17 protein-coding genes and 4 pseudogenes are annotated in these 20,595 nt (G+C 52.0%); 10 read left to right on the top strand and 11 right to left on the bottom strand.

What is annotated here, in order from left to right:
* Positions 1–107: 107 nt before the first annotated feature.
* The 3 genes from rpoD to rpsU form a co-directional block, all read right to left on the bottom strand.
* Positions 108–1,952: an RNA polymerase sigma factor RpoD gene (gene rpoD, locus CS369_RS15115; RefSeq protein WP_196907759.1), complete on the bottom strand. Its 1,845-nt coding sequence runs from the start codon at positions 1,950–1,952 to the stop codon at positions 108–110.
* Between the two features lie 220 nt (positions 1,953–2,172).
* Complete coding sequence (dnaG, locus tag CS369_RS15120; RefSeq protein WP_196907760.1) at positions 2,173–3,921, bottom strand: DNA primase; 1,749 nt, start codon at positions 3,919–3,921, stop codon at positions 2,173–2,175.
* Between the two features lie 137 nt (positions 3,922–4,058).
* Positions 4,059–4,274: a 30S ribosomal protein S21 gene (rpsU, locus tag CS369_RS15125; protein WP_001144069.1), complete on the bottom strand. Its 216-nt coding sequence runs from the start codon at positions 4,272–4,274 to the stop codon at positions 4,059–4,061.
* Positions 4,275–4,504: 230 nt separating this feature from the next.
* Between rpsU and tsaD the strand changes: the two genes are divergently transcribed.
* The gene (gene tsaD / locus CS369_RS15130) at positions 4,505–5,518 is read left to right on the top strand and encodes a tRNA (adenosine(37)-N6)-threonylcarbamoyltransferase complex transferase subunit TsaD (RefSeq protein ID WP_196907761.1); all 1,014 of its coding nucleotides are present in this window, start codon (positions 4,505–4,507) and stop codon (positions 5,516–5,518) included.
* 64 nt (positions 5,519–5,582) lie between these two features.
* On the opposite strand, the gene argR is transcribed toward tsaD, so the two are convergent.
* A complete protein-coding gene (gene argR, locus CS369_RS15135; protein WP_196907762.1) occupies positions 5,583–6,053 on the bottom strand; it encodes a transcriptional regulator ArgR in 471 nt (156 codons plus the stop codon).
* A 485-nt stretch (positions 6,054–6,538) separates the two neighbouring features.
* On the opposite strand from argR, the gene mdh reads away from it, so the two are divergent.
* The gene (gene mdh, locus CS369_RS15140; protein ID WP_196907763.1) at positions 6,539–7,489 is read left to right on the top strand and encodes a malate dehydrogenase; all 951 of its coding nucleotides are present in this window, start codon (positions 6,539–6,541) and stop codon (positions 7,487–7,489) included.
* A 59-nt stretch (positions 7,490–7,548) separates the two neighbouring features.
* Here mdh and CS369_RS15145 read toward each other — a convergent pair whose 3' ends face one another.
* Positions 7,549–7,863 (bottom strand): helix-turn-helix transcriptional regulator, encoded by a 315-nt coding sequence (locus CS369_RS15145; protein ID WP_196907819.1) that lies wholly within the window; start codon positions 7,861–7,863, stop codon positions 7,549–7,551.
* A 150-nt stretch (positions 7,864–8,013) separates the two neighbouring features.
* Here CS369_RS15145 and CS369_RS15150 point away from each other — a divergent pair.
* Positions 8,014–8,401: pseudogene (locus CS369_RS15150) on the top strand (DNA-binding protein).
* 267 nt (positions 8,402–8,668) lie between these two features.
* Entirely contained in the window at positions 8,669–9,052 is a 384-nt protein-coding gene (locus CS369_RS15155) for a DNA-binding protein (protein WP_196907764.1), read from the top strand.
* Positions 9,053–9,064: 12 nt separating this feature from the next.
* Here CS369_RS15155 and ispB read toward each other — a convergent pair whose 3' ends face one another.
* Positions 9,065–10,036, bottom strand: a complete 972-nt coding sequence (ispB, locus tag CS369_RS15160; protein ID WP_196907765.1) for an octaprenyl diphosphate synthase — start codon at positions 10,034–10,036, stop codon at positions 9,065–9,067.
* 253 nt (positions 10,037–10,289) lie between these two features.
* Here ispB and rplU point away from each other — a divergent pair, with 253 nt between their 5' ends.
* From rplU to cgtA, 4 genes are all read left to right on the top strand, one after another.
* Positions 10,290–10,601 (top strand): 50S ribosomal protein L21, encoded by a 312-nt coding sequence (gene rplU, locus CS369_RS15165; RefSeq protein WP_196907766.1) that lies wholly within the window; start codon positions 10,290–10,292, stop codon positions 10,599–10,601.
* Positions 10,602–10,621: 20 nt separating this feature from the next.
* The gene (gene rpmA / locus CS369_RS15170; protein ID WP_196907767.1) at positions 10,622–10,879 is read left to right on the top strand and encodes a 50S ribosomal protein L27; all 258 of its coding nucleotides are present in this window, start codon (positions 10,622–10,624) and stop codon (positions 10,877–10,879) included.
* Positions 10,880–10,978: 99 nt separating this feature from the next.
* Positions 10,979–11,938, top strand: coding sequence for a DMT family transporter (locus CS369_RS15175; protein ID WP_196907768.1), 960 nt, complete (start codon positions 10,979–10,981; stop codon positions 11,936–11,938).
* Between the two features lie 251 nt (positions 11,939–12,189).
* On the top strand, positions 12,190–13,323 hold the full coding sequence (cgtA, locus tag CS369_RS15180) for an Obg family GTPase CgtA (RefSeq protein ID WP_196907769.1): 1,134 nt from the start codon (positions 12,190–12,192) through the stop codon (positions 13,321–13,323).
* A 261-nt stretch (positions 13,324–13,584) separates the two neighbouring features.
* Here cgtA and dacB read toward each other — a convergent pair.
* Positions 13,585–14,561 (bottom strand): annotated as a pseudogene (dacB, locus tag CS369_RS15185) (serine-type D-Ala-D-Ala carboxypeptidase); the annotation flags it as partial.
* 15 nt (positions 14,562–14,576) lie between these two features.
* A pseudogene (locus tag CS369_RS15190) lies at positions 14,577–14,951 on the bottom strand (flavodoxin domain-containing protein); the annotation flags it as partial.
* Positions 14,952–15,257: 306 nt separating this feature from the next.
* Between CS369_RS15190 and queD the strand changes: the two are divergent.
* Positions 15,258–15,620, top strand: coding sequence for a 6-carboxytetrahydropterin synthase QueD (gene queD, locus CS369_RS15195; RefSeq protein ID WP_196907770.1), 363 nt, complete (start codon positions 15,258–15,260; stop codon positions 15,618–15,620).
* A gap of 16 nt (positions 15,621–15,636) precedes the next feature.
* Here queD and queE read toward each other — a convergent pair whose 3' ends face one another.
* Positions 15,637–16,308, bottom strand: coding sequence for a 7-carboxy-7-deazaguanine synthase QueE (gene queE, locus CS369_RS15200; protein WP_196907771.1), 672 nt, complete (start codon positions 16,306–16,308; stop codon positions 15,637–15,639).
* A gap of 230 nt (positions 16,309–16,538) precedes the next feature.
* On the opposite strand from queE, the gene CS369_RS15205 reads away from it, so the two are divergent.
* Positions 16,539–17,516, top strand: a complete 978-nt coding sequence (locus tag CS369_RS15205) for an MBL fold metallo-hydrolase (RefSeq protein WP_196907772.1) — start codon at positions 16,539–16,541, stop codon at positions 17,514–17,516.
* A 56-nt stretch (positions 17,517–17,572) separates the two neighbouring features.
* On the opposite strand, the gene CS369_RS15210 is transcribed toward CS369_RS15205, so the two are convergent.
* Positions 17,573–18,712, bottom strand: a complete 1,140-nt coding sequence (locus CS369_RS15210; RefSeq protein WP_196907773.1) for a glycoside hydrolase family 105 protein — start codon at positions 18,710–18,712, stop codon at positions 17,573–17,575.
* A 30-nt stretch (positions 18,713–18,742) separates the two neighbouring features.
* A pseudogene (locus CS369_RS15215) lies at positions 18,743–20,294 on the bottom strand (MFS transporter).
* Positions 20,295–20,595: the final 301 nt, after the last annotated feature.

Raw genomic sequence — 20,595 nt, forward strand, 5'->3', positions numbered from 1 at the left:
CTCTCCTGAAAGAAAAACACCCTGTCAGCGTACCGCTACAGGGTGGGGGTGACCATCTCATTAGCTCTCAATGTTGAGGGCTTTTTCCTATTTCCATTTAGATGCTGTTAATCATCCAGGAAGCTGCGCAACACTTCGGAACGGCTTGGGTGACGCAGCTTGCGCAGCGCCTTGGCCTCAATCTGACGAATACGTTCACGCGTCACGTCAAACTGTTTGCCCACCTCTTCCAGCGTGTGGTCGGTGTTCATGTCGATGCCGAAACGCATACGCAGTACTTTGGCTTCGCGCGCCGTCAGGCCAGCCAGCACATCGTGCGTGGCTGAACGCAGGCTCTCTGACGTTGCAGAGTCCAGCGGCAGCTCCAGCGTGGTGTCCTCGATGAAGTCGCCCAGATGTGAATCTTCATCATCACCGATCGGTGTTTCCATGGAGATCGGCTCTTTGGCGATCTTCAGCACCTTGCGGATTTTGTCTTCCGGCATCAGCATGCGTTCGGCAAGTTCCTCTGGTGTCGGCTCACGGCCCATTTCCTGCAACATCTGACGCGAAATACGGTTCAGCTTGTTAATCGTTTCGATCATGTGAACAGGAATACGGATGGTACGCGCCTGATCGGCGATAGAACGGGTGATCGCCTGACGGATCCACCAGGTGGCATAAGTAGAAAACTTATAGCCACGACGGTATTCAAACTTGTCTACGGCCTTCATCAGGCCGATGTTACCTTCCTGAATCAGATCCAGGAATTGCAGACCGCGGTTGGTGTACTTCTTGGCGATAGAAATCACCAGACGCAGGTTCGCCTCGACCATCTCTTTCTTGGCGCGGCGTGCCTTGGCTTCACCGATCGACATGCGACGGTTGATGTCTTTCACTTGCTCGATAGTCAAGCCGGTTTCTTCTTCGATCTGATGCAGCTTCTGCAAACTGCGCTGCACGTCTTCTTCCACTTCAACCAGCTTCTCGCTCCAGGGCTTGTTCATGGCCTTGGCGGCGGAGAACCAGGTGTCATTGGTTTCGTTACCAGTGAACAGCGTGACGAAGTTTTTCTTCGGCATTTTGCACTGCTCAACGCACAGCTTCATGATCAAACGCTCTTGCGTGCGAACGCGATCCATCATGGTACGCATGCTGTTGACCAGGAAATCGAACTGCTTCGGCACCAAACGGAATTGCTTGAAAATATCAGAGAGCTTCAGGATCTCTTCCGCGGCCTTAGCGTGGTTACGGCCATGGGCTTTGATCGTTTGACGTGTGACTTCGTACTGTTCACGCAGCTCGGTAAATTTCTGACGTGCCAGCTCTGGATCGATGCTGTTGTCTTCTTCTGCATCGTCGTCGTCTTCGCTCTCCTCGTCGTCATCATCATCGTCCATCTCTTCGCTGGACAATTCAGAGCCGACGTGGGTTGCGGTAGGCGCAAGATCTTCTTCGGCGTTAGGATCGACAAACCCGGTGATCAGATCGAAAAGGCGGCTTTCTTCGGCCTCGACGCGATCGTATTGTTCCAACAGGTAAGTGATCGCTTCAGGATATTCGGCAACAGAACACTGAACCTGGTTTATACCGTCTTCGATCCGCTTGGCGATGTCGATTTCACCTTCGCGGGTGAGCAACTCAACGGTGCCCATTTCACGCATGTACATGCGCACCGGGTCGGTAGTACGCCCAATTTCGGACTCTACGCTTGAGAGCACCTGAGCAGCGGCTTCTGCGGCATCTTCATCGGTGTCAGACGTAGTTTCTGCCAACAGCAGGTCATCCGCATCCGGTGCTTCTTCCATCACCTGGATGCCCATGTCATTAATCATCTGGATGATGTCTTCGATCTGATCGGAATCGATGATATCTTCCGGCAGATGGTCATTGACCTCAGCATAGGTCAGGTAGCCTTGCTCCTTACCACGGGTGACAAGTAGCTTCAGCTGTGACTGCGGGTTTTGCTCCATAAGACGGTATCCACACTTCAGAGTATTAGGTTGGTGTCGGTCAGCATAATTATACCGGTCATCTTTCACGATGCAGGTGCCTTTCGTTCGCCTGTTCGCTGAAAGCTATTGGGTATAGCCAACAATAACATTCGGGGTCTTTCTTCTTCTCGCCGCAGCCCCTTCTAGCGGCTTTGGCAGGGCTTCACCCTGCTGGTTATCGGCAATTAAGCCTCTGTAATCAGTTCTTTCTTGTAAGCGCCTGGTTCAGCATGTGCACTTCGTTACGTTCTTCTGCGGTCAACCCCCGCAAACGTGACTGTGCTATCAATGCTTCCAGCCGCTCCTCTAAGATATGGTTATATAGGGTAGTCAGGGTATCGATAAACGTCTCTTCTACCTTGTCCTCAACGATCATGTGGTTCCAGGTTGCCATGGTTTCAAGCTGTGGGCCTGATTTATTCTCCCGGTAAAGCTCCAGAAGCTGCCCCGTTGTCAAACCGGGCTGCGTATGGCACGTTTTCACCAGCTCAATAAACAGTGGCACACCGGCCATCTTCGATGCTGCCAACCCCTCAGGGGTCGTCACCAATGCTGCCAACTGCGGATTTTGTACCAGCAACCCTATTAGTATACGCATAGTTGTGCGTTTTAGTTGGGGTGGCTGGTAAGGCTGCGCCTGTTCTGCCGTTTTTGGCAGCAGTTTATCCAGTTGGCGATCGTCAAGAATCCCCAGTTTGTTGCCGAGCTGTTGACGTAGATACAGCCGCAGGGTTTCTCCCGGCACCTGACCAATCAACGGCAATGCATCTCTTCCGAGCTTGGTTCTGCCCTCGGGAGAGCTCATATCCACTTGCTGTTGCAGGGTATCAAACAAGAACGTGGAGAGCGGTAGTGCCTGCTCCATCCTCTGTTCAAACGCTTGTTTACCCTCTTTACGCACCAGAGTATCCGGATCCTCTCCATCAGGGAGAAACATAAAGCGCAACTGACGACCATCATTCAAATAGGGTAGCGCCGTTTCCAGGGCGCGCCAGGCGGCATCTCGGCCTGCGCGGTCACCGTCATAGCAGCAAATCACCTGATCGGTAACGTGGAACATCATTTGAATATGGTCCGCGGTCGTGGCGGTGCCCAGTGACGCGACGGCATAATCAATACCGAATTGCGCCAGCGCCACCACGTCCATATAACCTTCAACCACAAGAAGACGTTTTAGTTCCGTGTGATTTTGTTGCGCTTCGTAAAGGCCATACAATTGGCGGCCTTTATGAAAGATTTCAGTTTCCGGCGAGTTCAGGTATTTGGGCAATCCGTCTCCCAGCACGCGCCCGCCAAAGGCGATAACGCGGCCGCGCTTATCGCGGATCGGGAACATGACGCGCTCACGGAAGCGGTCATAGGTACGTCCTTGCTCATTTTTAACCAGCATTCCCGCATCGCTCAGGGTTTCACGATCTTCATCGTGACGACCAAAGCGCTTTAATACGTTGTCCCACCCGGCAGGAGCGAAGCCGATAGCGAAGTGGCGAATCACTTCCGCACTCATGCCGCGTTGTGCCAGATAACCTTGGGCAGCGGCTGCCGTTGGCTGGTTTAACGCCTGTTGATAAAACTCGCTCAGTTGCCCCATCAGTTCATACAGGCTTTGACGCTGATGGCGTTCAAGCGCTGTGGTGCCAGTGCCGGATTCATAAGGCACTTCCAGACTGTGCATGGATGCCAATTCTTCGATACTTTCAACGAACTCCAAGCGATCGTAGTTCATTAAAAAATCGATGGCATTGCCGTGCGCGCCGCAGCCGAAGCAATGGTAAAACTGCTTATCACCGTTTACGGTGAAAGACGGGGTTTTCTCATGGTGAAACGGACAGCACGCGTGAAAGTTCTTGCCCTGCTTTTTGAGCTTCACTCGCGCGTCGATCAGATCGACGATATCAGTGCGTGCCAGCAGGTCATTGATAAAGACGCGTGGGATTCGTCCAGCCATAAGCTCCTGTTTTTAATACAAATAAACGATAGCTTATAAAAGACAACAAGCCGCGCTTCCTTTCGGAAAGCACGGCCTTCGTATGCAACTGCTAAGTCTGCGGATTAATCACGCGGTGGAGGCCAGGCCTCCAGAAATTAATACAGACGAGTGCGGCGTGCGTTTTCTCGAGCCAGTTTCTTCGCGTGACGTTTCACAGCAGAAGCTTTAGCGCGTTTACGTTCGGTTGTCGGTTTTTCATAGAACTCACGACGACGAACTTCAGCCAGAACACCCGCTTTTTCACATGAACGTTTGAAGCGACGCAGCGCTACATCGAACGGCTCGTTTTCACGTACTTTAATTACCGGCATGTGCCTCTCACCTTAATAATTCGGTATGTGCTGGCCTTGTGCCAGCCTTTTCAAAATGGTGCGGAATTCTACTGCAAACGTGATGCGCTTGTAAAGCATCGCGGCGATCATAAAACACCCAACGCGCACGCAGAGCAGAAAATCCAAATCGATAATGGTAGACTATCTGTTGTATGAAGCAAGTGGCAAGTGGATGTCAGCTTGCGTGGCAACGAACGTTAGGTAGAACGATGCGCATATTGGGTATTGAAACCTCCTGTGATGAAACCGGGGTGGCAATTTATGACACGGATGCCGGGTTATTGGCTAACCAACTGTATAGCCAGGTAAAACTACATGCTGATTATGGCGGTGTCGTGCCAGAGCTGGCCTCGCGCGATCACGAGCGTAAAACGGTTCCTCTGATTCAGGCTGCCCTGAAAGAGGCGGACCTGTCCGCATCAGGCATCGATGGTGTGGCCTATACTGCCGGCCCTGGACTGGTGGGCGCATTGTTGGTCGGCGCAACGGTCGGGCGTGCGCTGGCATTTGCCTGGGGCGTGCCGGCGATTCCAGTTCACCACATGGAAGGGCATTTGCTGGCCCCGATGCTGGAAGATAATCCGCCGGAATTTCCTTTCGTAGCGCTATTGGTTTCTGGCGGTCACACGCAGTTAATCAGTGTCACTGGCATCGGTGAATACCGGTTGCTGGGAGAATCGGTTGACGATGCCGCCGGTGAAGCCTTTGATAAAACGGCAAAGCTGCTGGGACTGGATTACCCGGGAGGCCCGATGTTGTCCAAACTGGCACAGCGTGGGGATGCCTCACGTTTTACCTTTCCTCGCCCGATGACCGACAGACAAGGGCTGGATTTTAGCTTTTCCGGTTTGAAAACCTTTGCCGCCAATACTATTCGTGCCAATGGCAATGATGATCAAACCCGTTCTGATATTGCGCGCGCGTTTGAAGATGCGGTGGTTGATACGTTAGCGATAAAATGTCGCCGAGCGTTGGATGAGACCGGCTTTAAACGTCTGGTGATGGCTGGCGGCGTCAGTGCCAACCGCACGCTGCGCGCTCGCCTGACAGAGATCATAGCTAAACGGGGTGGGGCGGTGTTTTATGCGCGGCCTGAGTTTTGTACCGATAATGGCGCGATGATTGCCTATGCGGGCAGTGTGAGGCTGTTACACAATCAAAGTCAGGAATTGGACGTGAGCGTGCGTCCACGTTGGCCATTGGCGGAGTTGCCTGCCGTTTGACCCAACCCCACGCCAGATACCCTAATCTGGCGTGAGTCACTGCGTCAGCACCCCTGGCGGGTCACTACAGTTCCTGTTCGAACAGCGTCAAAATGGCGTCGAACAACTGCTTAACGCTAAAGCCGCGTGCTGGCGTGGTGAAAATGGTGTCATCCCCGGCAATAGTGCCCAGAATCCCTTCTGATTTCCCCAGTGAGTCCAGCAACCTAGCGATCAATTGCGCAGCACCCGGACTGGTGTGAATAACCACAACCGCATCGTTATAATCGACATCCAGCACCAGATTTTTCAGTGGGCTGGTGGTGGTGGGTACACCCAGTTCCGCGGGTAGGCAATAGACCATCTCCATTTTGGCATTGCGCGTGCGCACTGCGCCAAATTTAGTCAGCATGCGTGATACTTTTGATTGATTTATATTTTCAAAACCGTCGTCTTGTAACGCCAACACGATCTCGCTTTGAGAACTAAACTTCTCTTCCTTTAACAGAACCTTGAACGCCTTGACCAAATCTTCCTGTTTCGTGGAGTTACGCATTCTGCACCGTGTGTTGTGATCGTTGATGTGTGCATTATGCAGTTGGGTGAATTTTTATGCAATATGGGCGCTTAAAGAAGTGACTCGGTAGGGTTCAGTACGATAATCGCACTAAAATGTTTAAACGACGTAAGTGATGAAAAAAAAATGAGCGTTTAGTCACATAAAAGTAAATAAAATGTTATCAAAATGAGGTTGTTTACTGGCTGCAGTTCGGTGTAATGTAGCCGCCATCGTACTGAACGTGATGCACGCTGCATTATTTACTCACTTACTTATAACTTTACTTATCTTACAAATCACTCGGCAGATTTTGATTTATTATTAATCACATAGTTTTTTCTTTTCCATGACCTGATATCGAGGTCTCGGCATTGCCGACATCCGTTCGGTAAACCGTTCAAACCTCCTGATTTTATTCATGTCTGGCGGTTTATTGCACAAATTCACGGCATTTTTACTTTTACGATAATAAGGAGTTTAGGATGAAAGTTGCAGTTCTCGGAGCAGCAGGCGGTATCGGTCAGGCTCTCGCGCTCCTGCTCAAAACCCAGCTTCCTTCAGGTTCAGAATTATCTCTTTATGACATTGCTCCGGTAACGCCGGGCGTCGCCGTTGATCTGAGCCATATCCCTACAGCAGTATCCATCAAAGGCTTTTGCGGTGAAGACGCCACCCCTGCGCTGGTCGGCGCGGACATCGTTCTGATCTCGGCCGGCGTCGCTCGCAAGCCGGGCATGGACCGCTCCGACCTGTTCAATGTGAATGCGGGGATCGTGCGCAATCTGGTTGAACAGATTGCCCGCACCAGCCCGAAAGCCTGCATTGGTATCATTACCAACCCGGTTAATACGACGGTGGCGATCGCCGCGGACGTACTGAAAAAAGACGGTGTGTACGATAAGAACAAGCTGTTTGGCGTAACCACGCTGGATATTATCCGCTCCAACACCTTTGTGGCGGAACTGAAAGGCAAGCTGCCGCAACAGGTTGAAGTACCTGTGATTGGCGGGCACTCTGGTGTGATGATCCTTCCCCTGTTATCACAAATTCCAGGCGTAACGTTCAGCGAGCAGGAAGTGGCGGATCTTACCAAGCGTATCCAGAACGCGGGTACGGAAGTGGTGGAAGCCAAGGCCGGTGGCGGATCGGCAACTCTCTCCATGGGGCAGGCGGCGGCGCGTTTTGGGTTGTCTCTGGTACGCGCTCTGCAAGGCGACGAAGGGGTAGTGGAATGTGCCTATGTGGAAGGTGACGGCGAGCATGCCCGTTTCTTCGCACAGCCGCTGTTGCTGGGCAAATCCGGCATCATTGAACGTAAGTCCATTGGCGCACTGAGCCCGTTTGAAAAACAGGCTCTGGATAACATGCTGGGCACCCTGAGACAGGATATCGAATTGGGTGAATCCTTTGTGAGTGGCTCAGTACGTGGTTAATCGGTGTCTTAACGCCAGATGGTGATAAGCCGGAGAGAAGGTGCTCTGGCTTTTTTATATCAGGATTTTGGGTGAGGATCGTCAGGTCTGATAAGTTTTTTCCTATCAATCAGCATGTTACTTTTCGGATCGTAGTAACGGCTGGGCCAGATTTCAGCAGGGTGAATGTTGATTGCCTCGGCGATGAGCCATTCTCCTTTGGGCCAGGGGCGTGATATCGCATTGGCTAGAGTGGAGGAGCTTAACCCCGCTTTTCGTGAGACTGCCGCCAGCGTGGTGCCTTTTTTACGGAGTGCGGCAATGATATCGGCAGGGTGCCATCGTGTTTCCTTGCGCTCATAATCTTTCCTTCTTGCTACAAGATAATGGTCCAGTGGTGGTATAAATAACGCTCGTCAGTTAAACGCATGGAATGCGTGAACGGAATTAGGAAAAAATATAGCATGATATTTCCAATAATCTCCTTAACGTAATCACTAATAAATTAAATTTTGTAATGCATCGCACTATCAGGATGAAAGGCTATGAAAAAAGAGTGGTTCACCACTGCTGAATTGCTGGGGATGGCGGGATTGCCTAAAACACGGCAAGGCGTAAATAAACGTGCTCGGGAAGACGGGTGGGAAAAACGCGGCCATAAAGGGGTTCAAGGGCGCGGCGTTGAATACTCCCTTTATAGCCTGCCAGAACTGGTGCAGCATTCGCTTTCACTGCAAGAAACCCCCCTCATCCTAAGCAGTACGTCAGGCCGATATGCTGGCCGTCTGGATTCAGATCTATCAACAGTGCTCTGAGCAAGAAAGAGAGGCGCTGATCGCGCATATCTTGCGTTACGGTATGGACTCTGTGTTGTCTCAGTTGCGGATTTCATCGTCAGATGACGCAGCGCCTGATGACCCCTCTGCTGCCTGAATCTATACTGATGCCCTATTTTTGCGGATAGTGTACACCCCGCTTGCCTGCCACTTTTTTCCCTTCTTTGTTCAGTTCTCGTTTCAAAGTCAGTGCGCGTTTTAGTCCAATATATAACACCTAATCGCTAATTTAATCGGTAACGGTTACGCGTTATTAGGAGATTTATTGTTGCTTATGTTTTCATTATTGAAAACCAAGGTTGCGGTATGGATCATCGACCGTCACCTTGGCGTGCGTTAATGCCTTTTATGGAGGATGTTACGAATGGAAAAAGCATGGTTGACGCCCCTGGAACTACTGGGTATAGCAGGTTTGCCAAAATCGAGACAGGGCCTTAACAAACGCGCAAGAGAAGAAGGCTGGGAAAAACGTAAACGAAAAGGGGTGCAAGGGCGGGCCGTTGAATATGCGCGAGAGAGTTTACCGCAGGAGGTGCGCAAGCGACTCCAGATTCGTGAGATGGCGGAAATGTCACCGCCAGCTTATACGACGCTTGCCAAACCGCTGCTGGCTTCCTGGATTCAGATATTTGAAAAACTCTCGATCAACGAGCAGGAAGCGTTGATCGATTTTGTGCTGCGCGAAGGCGCGATTGCCATGTTGTCACGCCTCGAGATCGCAAGCGATCCCAACGCATCGACAACATAGCGTACGGACGCATTAATAATCGCGTTGAACGGCAATATGTGCCAGGCCTTCCAGTGCCTCACGGAAGGGACTTGGCGGCAGCGCTTGAAGCGCGGAAATCGCTTTATCCGCCTCTTGCTCTGCACGCTGTCGGGTGTATTCCAGCGAGCCGCAATGCTGCATGGCAGCAAGCACCGGTTCCAGAAGATGGCGACCATTGCCCTCTTCGATCGCCTTGCGGATCATCGCACATTGCTCGCTATTGCCGTTACGCATAGCGTGTAACAGCGGCAGCGTGGGTTTGCCTTCGTTCAGGTCGTCACCGGTATTTTTACCTAAGGTTTTTCCATCGGCGCTGTAATCCAGCAGATCGTCAATCAGTTGGAATGCCGTGCCGAGATAACGCCCATATTCCTGCAACGCTTTTTCCTGCTCATCGGTGGCGCCCGCCAGAATCCCAGATGCTTGCGCTGCGGCTTCGAACAGGCGCGCTGTCTTGCTGTAAATGACGCGCATGTAACTCTCTTCGGTGATATCCGGATCGTTACAGTTCATCAGTTGCAGCACTTCGCCTTCAGCGATGACGTTGACCGCCTCAGACATTAGAGCCAGCACGCGCAGCGAGCCCAGGCTGGTCATCATCTGGAACGCGCGCGTATAGATGAAATCCCCAACCAGTACACTGGCCGCATTGCCGAAGGCGGCATTGGCCGTTTCCTTGCCACGACGCATATCTGATTCATCCACCACATCGTCATGCAGCAGCGTGGCGGTGTGGATAAATTCAATCAATGCTGCGACTGTCACATGTTTATCACCTTCATATGTCAGCGCGCGGGCGGCCAGCACGGCTATCATGGGACGAATACGTTTCCCGCCACCAACGATAATGTAATTGCCAATTTGGTTGATAAGTACAACATCTGAATTGAGTTGTGCCAGAATAACGCCATTGACGTCGTTCATATCATGGGCAGCTAATGCTGTGATCTGTTCTAGATTCATATCTGTGCCAGTGCTTTTTCTGTACGCCGTGGTTAGGGTCGGTTTCATAACGGCTTTAATGGTTATTGTGGACTGATTGTACTTGAAAAATGGCACAGATAAATGGTCGTGAAGAACCTGTACTCTTTTTCTTCAATTCTTTCGAATCTGCACTTGTCATCGGTAGGTTTTTTGCGTAGAATTTTCGCCCTATTGTGAATATTTATAGCGTGCTCGAATAATCAATATGAGTACGCGGAAAGCGGAGTTTTATATGTACGCAGTTTTCCAAAGTGGTGGCAAACAACACCGAGTAAGCGAAGGTCAAACCGTTCGCTTGGAAAAGCTGGACATCGCAACTGGTGAAGTTGTTGAATTTGAACAGGTTCTGATGGTTGCTGATGGTGAAGAAATCAAAATCGGCGTTCCTTTCGTCGATGGTGGCAAGATCAAGGCAGAAGTTGTTGCTCATGGTCGCGGTGAGAAAGTAACGATCGTTAAATTCCGTCGCCGTAAACACTACCGTAAGCAAGCGGGCCATCGTCAGTGGTTCACTGACGTGAAAATCACTGGCATCAGCGCTTAAGACTTAGGAGAGCGGATTAAATGGCACACAAAAAAGCTGGCGGCTCGACTCGTAACGGCCGCGATTCCAACGCACAATGCCTGGGCGTAAAACGTTTCGGCGGTGAAAGTGTTCTGGCTGGCAACATCATCGTTCGTCAACGTGGTACTAAATTCCACGCGGGCACCAACGTAGGTTGCGGTAAAGACCACACTCTGTTTGCTTTGGCTGACGGTAAAGTTCAGTTTGAAGTTAAAGGCCCGAAAAACCGTAAATACATCAGCATCTTAGCTGAGTAATTTTCGAGTTAGGTCTTACAGATATAAAGCCCCGCAATTCGTTGCGGGGCTTTTTACATTTCCATATCCCTTCACCACCCGCAATAAACTGAGAGAACCATGCAGACGAAACAGCAGGCTGGCATCGGGCTGAGCCTGGCCTTGACGACAGCAGTATGCTGGGGTGCACTACCCATTGCCATGAAGCAGGTGCTTGTTGTGATGGAACCCTATACCGTGGTGTGGTATCGGTTTTTTATGGCCTCGATCGGACTTGGGATCATTCTTTTCTCTCGTGGTCAGCTACCACCGTTGCGTTTTTTTTGCCATCGGCGCTGGTGGGTGTTGTTGTTGATTGCCACTGGCGGGTTGCTGGGTAACTTTGTGCTGTTCCGTTCCTCACTCAAGTTTTTAAGCCCGACCACATCGCAAGTGATTGGACAACTTTCCCCGGTGGGGATAATGTTCGCCAGCGTGCTTATTCTGAAAGAGAAAATGCGTGGCACGCAGATTATTGGTGCCACGATGTTGTTGTGCGGTATGTTGCTGTTTTTCAACGCTAGTCTGATCGAGATTTTTACCCGACTGACGGATTACACCCTTGGCGTGTTGTTGGGAATGGGCGCCGCTATGGTGTGGGTGAGTTACGGCGTGGCACAAAAAGTATTGCTGCGCCGCTTGGCCTCACAACAGATTTTACTGCTGCTGTATGTCCTGTGCGTATTGTGCATTACGCCGTGGGCGCACCCTGAGACCATCTTTCAACTGACCCGCTGGCAGTTGATTTGTCTGCTTTTTTGTGGCCTGAATACACTGGTTGGCTATGGTGCATTGGCTGAGGCGATGGCGCGCTGGCAGGCGGCCCAGGTGAGTGCCATTATTACATTGACGCCGCTGTTCACGCTGTTGTTCTCTGACCTGCTGGCAATCCTGTGGCCGCTCTATTTTGCCACACCGGCGTTGAATCTTGTTGGTTATATAGGTGCGTTTGTGGTGGTCTCCGGGGCCATGTTTTCCGCGATTGGGCACCGTTTTTTTCCAGGAAGAAAACTCGATAATGTCATACCGGTGCCAAAGTAACGCGCGCTAGCCTGACGCTATCGATGGTTGTGTGCACTGTTTATTTTTAATACAGATGAAATCCACGAGGGAAGCGGGTACAATGCCGCTCCCTTGCTAGGCAGGTTCTGTTACGTTCCGTTTTTTGCATGATGCGCGGCGATCATTTCCTCGTCATGCCATGAAAGCATCACGTCATAGAGAACCGACAATGTCCTGATGCATGGTGTCTGATGATAGGTGATCTCTATAGGTTATTGCGGAGAGAGTGAATGAAGTTTGTAGATGAAGCGACCATTCTGGTGGTGGCTGGTGACGGCGGTAATGGCTGTGTTAGCTTCCGTCGTGAAAAATATATCCCCAATGGTGGTCCGGACGGCAGCGACGGCGGCGACGGCGGTGACGTTTATCTGTTGGCGGATGAGAGCCTGAATACGCTGATCGATTTTCGCTTCGAGAAATCTTATCGCGCAGAGCGCGGTCAGAACGGGCAAAGCCGTGATTGTACCGGCAAGCGTGGTAAAGATATCACCATCAAGGTGCCGATTGGTACGCGCGTGTTGGACGAAAGCACCGGAGAGGTGCTGGGCGATATGACGCGTCACGAGCAGCGTTTGATGGTGGCGAAGGGTGGCTGGCACGGGCTGGGTAATACTCGTTTCAAATCGTCGGTTAACCGTGCACCACGCCAGAAAACCAGCGGTACAGCAGGCGAAGAGCGTTCTCTGATGCTGGAATTGTTGCTGCTGGCAGATGTCGGGATGCTGGGGTTGCCGAATGCCGGTAAATCGACGTTTATTCGCGCGGTGTCTGCCGCTAAGCCCAAGGTGGCGGATTATCCCTTCACCACACTGGTGCCTAGCCTGGGCGTAGTGCGCATGGACAGTGAGAAAAGCTTCGTCGTGGCCGATATTCCTGGGCTGATCGAAGGCGCTTCCGAAGGCGCAGGTCTGGGGATTCGTTTTCTCAAACATCTGGAACGCTGTCGCGTGCTGCTGCACCTGATCGACCTTGCGCCGATCGACGAATCCGATCCGGTAGAGAATGCCAAAGTGATCGTCAATGAGTTGCAGCAATACAGTGCTTCTCTGGCGGAAAAACCGCGTTGGTTGGTGTTCAACAAGGTCGATCTGATCGAGAAAGAGGAAGCAGAGCAGCGCGCTAAAGCGATTGCCGAAGCATTAGGTTGGGAAGGTAAATACTACCGGATCTCTGCTGCTAACCGTTCTGGTGTCAACGCACTGTGCTGGGATGTGATGAACTTCCTGGAAACACAGCCAAAAGCCATGGCTATCGAAGAGAAAGGGCCTGAAAAAGTCGAGTTCATGTGGGACGATTACCACCGTGAACAGCTGGCCGCCGTGGAAAATGAAGCCGAAGAAGAGTGGGATGACGACTGGGACTAAGATGACGATGAAGGCGTCGAGATCATTTACCAGAAGTAATTCTCGTGCCGCGATCCTCTTGTGACGGAGAATGTTGCTGACACATGTACCTAAAACAGTCATTCTCACCTCCGTCATTCCCGCGAAGGCGGGAATCTCTTGCAGAAGAAACGTGTTTATTCTCGCAGAGATCCCCGACTTTCGCCGAGGATGACAAAGAGTCAAGTGACTTTATCTGCCATCTGGGCACGATCCCTTTTTAGGGATCGTTCTTTTTTTACCTCAATTGTTCTGATAAAGATCTTTGTACAGACGACTTTCAAAGCGCGCCAGCGGTACACGGCGGGCACGCTGATCTTCAGGTGGCACCGCATAGCCCGATAGAAATTGCACGAAAGCCATGCGCTGGCCGCTGGCCGTGGTGATAAAGCCCGCGAGGTTATACACCCCTTGCAGTGCACCGGTTTTCGCAGAAACTTTGCCGTCAACGCCGGCTTCATGTAATCCGGCACGGTACTGTAAGGTACCGTTGTAACCTGCCAAAGGCAGCATCTCGATGAACTTCAATTCGTTATCGTGCTGGGCAATGTATTGCAGCGCTTGCATCATGGTGGCGGGTGAAATCAGGTTATGGCGCGACAGGCCAGAGCCGTCAACGACAATGCTGTTATCCAGATTGACGCCCGCTTTTTGTCGCAGTACCTGACGTACCGCATCGGCTCCGGCGCGCCAGGTGCCTGGCACGCTGAAGCGCTCATGTCCGATGGTGCGAAAAACGGTATCAGCAATCATGTTGTCTGATTTTTTCAGCATGATAGTGAGAAGGTCATGCAGCGGTGAGGATTGCGTCTGAGCCAGTACAGTGCCCGCGGGGCTTGATAGTGTCTGACGGCGTAAGCTGCCTGTGATACGGATATCCGTTTGTAAAAGCTCATCTTTAACGATGGCACCATCCTGAATAGCGAAAGCCAACGGTAACGGTTCGGCGCGTTGCATCAGACAGCCGGTCAGTGTGAAATGGTTTAATTCGCCCGGCACCACATCCAGTTCGCAATATTGTGCGTCAGACGAGCCTTTGGCTAGTGTGCGCACTTCGCTGAACATCTGGACCGGTAGTAGGAGGCAACGCGAATAAACGCGTTGTCGCCCGCTTTAGGCGCGCTGTAGAGGGAGACGGAAAAGCAGTTGCGATCGACAATGGCTGCGCCCGGCGGTGCGCTAAAGCACTGTGTCATATCGTTCCACGGCCAGCCCGGGGCTAATGAGATGGTCACCCCCTCCCCTTGCGTGGAGGTCACCACCAGCAACAGCGTTTCCTGCGCGATTTGCTTAAATTTATAATCGCCTGCATTCACCAGAGTGACCGCAAGCTTGGCAGCCAGCAAATCGTCACGCAGTTGTTCCGCTACACGGCGGGCATTGCCCGTTTGCGATGCGGAGATAAGGGTGATGCTTTGGGCAGGCGCAGCGGCACTGGCCGGGAGCGACACGGCCGACACGGCACCGCTCTGAGCCCCATTGCCCTGCGCGACGCCCCAAAAATAGCCTGACAGCCAGGCCAGCTGCGCTGGAGAGAAATCCCCCGTGGCGCTCTGCAAACGCGCAAGCTGCTCGGCACTAAGCGGCAGCAACGAAACCGGAGTGGTCATCGTGATTTCAGTGTCCTTGTAAGTCGTCCCGCCATATAGAGATATTTATGCAATCTAAAGTTGTATGGAATATAAGGTTACCTATCCAACGCGCAACAATTAAAGACGCGATGGCAATATTTAATAACCAAAATGCCTAAATGGTTTTTTTGATAATCCTTAACGCTTAAAGCGTTATAGGCCTCCTGATCAGATGAACACCCTATCAATCAGATTATTCTTCGACCAGATGTGCTTCAAGGACGACTTTCCGGTAGTATGCGACGGCTTTTGTTTACGCTCGTTTATCCCTTAAGGAACGTTGTTATGGTCACTACCCTATTTAAAGATTTTCAGTTTGAAGCCGCCCATCACCTACCGCACGTGCCGGAAGGGCACAAATGTGGCCGTTTGCACGGGCATTCCTTTATGGTGAGACTGGAAATCACCGGTGAAGTCGACCCGCATACCGGCTGGGTGATGGATTTCGCAGACTTGAAAGCAGTATTCAATCCGGTTGGGCAGCAGTTGGATCACCACTGCCTCAATGAAATTCCCGGCTTGGAAAACCCCACCAGCGAAGTGCTGGCGCACTGGATCTGGCAGCAGTTAAAACCCACACTGCCTCTGCTGAGCGCCGTGATGGTGAAAGAAACCTGCACGGCGGGCTGCGTTTATCGCGGTGAATAAAAGGTTCGGCCTGCCATCAGGCGATATTCAGATACTTGTGCGTCTGCATCGACAGACGCCAATTACGCGCGATACAGGTTTCGATACAGAGCTTGGTCGCCGCGTCTTTCTGGCTGATGGGCTGTAGGGCGATAATCCGTGCTTTGTCATCGTGTAAACGCGCCAGCAGAGCATCCAGCGCCTCAATGTCTTTCTCTCTCGCCACAGGATGCTTGATTTCATCAGCGCGCACTAATGCCTGATCGAGCACCACCATGCCGCCGCGCATATTCACTTTGGGTGAGACCGTGACCCAGGTTTGCGGCGAACAGCGCACATCATGGGTGCCGCTGGTTTCTATCTGGCAGCGATAGCCGTTGTGCTCGAGATAGTCGCTTAGCGGCGTCAAATCATGGATACAAGGCTCTCCCCCGGTGATAACGATATGCCGGGCGCTATACCCCTCTTGCTGGATGCGCGCCAGAATCGCTTCCGGGCTGGTCGGTGCCCAGGCATCGCTCTCCTGCGTCTTTACCAGAATATTCTCCAGCGTGGTTTCACGCTCAGCAAACTTATCCCAGGTGTGTTTGGTATCGAACCAACTGCAACCCACCGGACACCCTTGCAGACGTACAAAAATCGCCGGAACACCGGTAAAAAAACCTTCGCCTTGCAGGGTTTGAAACATCTCATTTATTGGGTACAGCATAACATCCTATCACTTAACTATCGGGTGCCAGCCCGGGCAGGCTGGTAAACCGCTATTATCGCAGATTGCCTGTGGTGCGCCAAACCCCACATTGCGTGACAGCGCCAGATAACCGTTGCATTATAACGTTATGATCGGGGTGATAACATTTGAGGAATGTTGCAGTTCGGTTAATAATCAAGGGGATTGCCCATTTCTTTTTCACGGTGTTTACGACAAGGAACGATACGATGAAACCTTTGAAAGCGGCGTGCCTGATAGCGATGACAGCATTCGGCCTCCCCGATGTCGCAGTGGCTGAAGCCACGACGCAAGTCAAAACCCAACCCGGGCACTACCGGCAGTTGTTGGGGCAATATGAAATCACCGCGCTTTCAGATGGCACCAACGCTATGCCGATGGACAAACTGCTCACGCGCACCGATCCCAACACCATTCGCCAGTTGCTGGCAGAGAAATCCTTACCCCCCACGGTTGAAACTTCCATCAATGCGTTTCTAGTCAACACGGGTAAAAATCTGGTGTTGATTGATACCGGCAGCGGCACTCAAGCCAACAGCAACGTCGGAAAAGTGCAGAAAAACCTATTGGCGGCAGGCTATCGCCCCAAACAGGTCGATACTATCCTGATGACCCACCTGCACGGCGACCATTTTGGCGGTCTGGTGCAAAACGGCAAGCTCGCCTACCCGAATGCGACCGTTTACGTTTCGCAAAAAGAGTATGATTTCTGGTTGGATCCGCAGCATCTGGCGCAAGCTGCCCCTGAACGCAAGCCCGCTTTCCAACGGGTTCAGGGCGTCTTTAAGATCCTGGCGGCAGCAAATAAAGTGAAAACCTTCAGCGTTGATGCCCCACTGCTGCCTGGCATTACGCCAGTGTTTGCGCCAGGCCATACACCGGGGCATACCGCCTATAGCATCGTCAGTGACGGCAATAAATTGCTGGCATGGGGCGATATCGTGCACGCCGAAGCAGTGCAAATGCCGATACCGGAAACCACCATCAGTTTCGATTCAGATATGGATCAGGCTACCAAAACCCGCGAAGCCCTGTTTGCTCAGGCAGCCAGTGAAGGCTATCTGGTGGCGGGCGCACACCTGCCGTTCCCGGGCATCGGCCATATAAATACCCGTGTGGAACGCAACGGCACCACCAACGGTTATCGCTGGATCCCGGTGAATTACAGCCTGAACGGACTGAAATAACGCCAAACCCCGCGAAGCAACGTAGTGCTTTCGCGGAGCAATCTTCGGTTTATCGCTTACAGATAGACGCGCAGATACTCAGATAGGCACAGGATTGCCATCGCCTGACCGTAAGGCATGGAGGTCAGCGGGATCTGGCGGTAGTAATCCAGATCGCGGCCCATCGCCTTACCAAACGACACATTGACCAGTTCGCCTTGCGGATTGATATTGGCAATCACGCCGCGAATCGCTTTTTCCGCCATCTCGGCATAGCGCTTATCCACATAGCGTTTGCGCACCGCTTTCAGAATGCCATAGGCAAACCCGGCGGTGGCGGAGCTTTCCACGTAAGAGTTGGCGTCATCCAGCAGTGTATGCCATAGACCACTGTCATCCTGATACTGCGCCAGCGCTTCAATCTGGCTTTCCAGCACCTGCAACAGGAAGCGGCGCGTTGCATTTCCTTCAGGCAATTCCAGCAGCTCGATAAACTCAGGAATGGCGACCATCAGCCAGCTATTGCCGCGCGCCCAACGCGCTTCGGCAAAATTGTGCTTACCATCAAACGTCCAGTCGTGGAACCACAGGCTGCTGTATCGATCCATCAGATACTGCACGTGCAGTAAGAACTGGTAGGTCGCCTCTTCGATAAACTCGGGACGGTTGAGCAGTTTGCCGATTTTTGCCAGCGGCAGCACGCTCATCATCAGGGTGTCGTCCCACAGTTGATCGGTGTTTTCACTGTTGTAGACGATATGCTGCAAACCGTTTTTCTGGGTGCGCGGCATGTCGTACATCACCCACTCCGCCCAGCGCTCCAGATAAGGCACCCAACGGGCATCACGCGTCTCTTCATAGCGATAGGCTAGCGTCAGGAACGGGCAGACCGTGTTGACGTTTTTGGTAGGCGTACCTTCCGCCAGACGCGCCTCGAACCAATCATCAATGATGGCTCTCATCTGGTCATCACCCGTCTGTTGGTAATATTGGTAAATGCCGTACAAGCCAATACCGTGCGTCCACTCCCACCCGGCCCAGCCCTTGGTATCGATGACACGACCATCATCCAACCGCAGCAGAAACTCACCGGTTTCATCCTTGATATTGACCAGATTATCGGTAATGCGGCAGATCAGCGCCTTCAGATCGTCGCGAGAGATAAAGTGCTCAGGCTGACGCAGCAGCGGGCTATGTTTAACACTGAATACGGTCATAGATTATCATCCACTCTTATCGTTAATGCGTTAATGCTGGGTCACCTGGGTTGCTGAATGCGCCGGTTGTTTATGGCGATTCAGGTAACCGATATTGTTGTTGCCCCATAGCGATTCATAAGACATGCCAGAGAGCATTTCCACCACCTGACGCGCCTGTGGCGTGATGCGTTCCGGCACCGGACGTCCGTCTTCACGCATTTTTAGCGTCTCTTCACGCAGTGTCTGGTGCGTTTGCAGGTTCAGTTTAAACCGTAATGAGACCAGAAAACCTAACGCCAGCACGCAGACTGTGCCGACACTGAGCACCATCAGGATGGTATGACTTACGCCCGGTGCCTGTACACTCTGCCCTGAAACAAACCCCGACAGTTGCAACACCACGCCCACCAGCATCACCGCGCCGGCCTGAGAAGCCTTGCGAGTCAGCGTCATGATCCCAGCAAAGATCCCTTCACGACGTTGTGCGGTGATCACTTCATCCACATCGGCAATGTAGGTGTAAGTATTCCACGGTACGTAATTGATACCACCACGCCCCAACCCCGCCAACGCAGAGATCAGCAACAGTAAAGAGAACACATCGTGCAGGCCGCTGTAATAGAGCACGCCGTAAGACATCTCCGCCAGACCGAACAGGCAAAACACTAAGCGGTAAGAGGGGGACGGTCCGAAGCGAATGCACAGCGGGATCATGCCAATCACCGCCAGGAATTGCAGGATAGCCATGGTGCCCATCAGGTTGGAAGCCACCGTGGGGCTTTGCATCAGCACAAAGACGACGTCCGCGTTAAACACGTCCTGTGCAATGTAGCCGCCGAGGTACATCCCGAGATGTTGACGGAAAATACGAATGCGCAGTGTGGAAGAGAGTTCGACGCTCAGGCGCTTCAGGCTTTGTCCCAGCGTCAGTGACTGGCGTTCCTTTTCTGCCTGTAGCGACTCCGCTGACATCTCTTCGCGCGGCCGTTCCCAGGTAAAGAAATAGACCAGCGTCAGCACCGTGGCGCAAATCACCGAGAACACCAGGCTTGAGTAGAAGAAGGAAATGGCGTTGTCTTTGCCAAAGTGACTGAGCAGAATACCTGGCAGGAACGCCGCCAGAATGGCAGAAAGCTGTGCCAGCGCGATACGCGCACCGGAGAATTTAGTTTTCTGTTTAAAATCATCGGTCATTTCCGGTACCAGCGTTTCATACGGTACCAGAATCATGGTGTAGACCACATCAAACACCAGATAGGTCAGCAAATAGTACCAGTATCCCATGTCACCCACCCATATAAAGCTGTAGCTGAACACACAGGGAATACCAAGCAAAATAAAGAATTTACGGCGGCCAAAGCGTTTACCCAATCGGGTTGAGCCAAAGTTGTCCGTCAGGAACCCCATCAGTGGGCTGACGATGGCATCCAGTACTCTGGCCAATGGCGAAAATAAACGTGGCTTCAATGGGCGTCAAGCCACAAAACGTGGTGTAAAAATAGAGCAACCACGCCGCCGTTAGCGCCGTGGTTCCCGCACCGAGAAAATCACCTGAGCCGTAAGCCAAATAGTTGGCCAGCCCAATTTTACGCGTTTTCATTTGCCATCCTTCCTGTGTCATTGTCTTTATGAAGGTAATGCGGCAGGGTAGAAACCCTTTACTGCCGGGACGTTGGGAAAACCTTTGCACCGTTGCCACGCCCCGAGCGGGATTGGCATCCCAGGGAAGAACGTGACGATCGACCTCAAGCTTTTTATAAAAAGTAATTTTAAAATAATGAAATCGGTGGTTCGTTTATGGCGATCACAGGGTAGTAAGCACAGGAGTAGATAGGGATACGGACGTGGAAGGGATAATCACAGAGAACAAAAATAATAAAACCCGGAAACGCTTACGCGTT

The sequence above is a fragment of the Candidatus Symbiopectobacterium sp. 'North America' genome, assembly GCF_015762685.1.
Lineage (GTDB): Bacteria > Pseudomonadota > Gammaproteobacteria > Enterobacterales > Enterobacteriaceae > Symbiopectobacterium.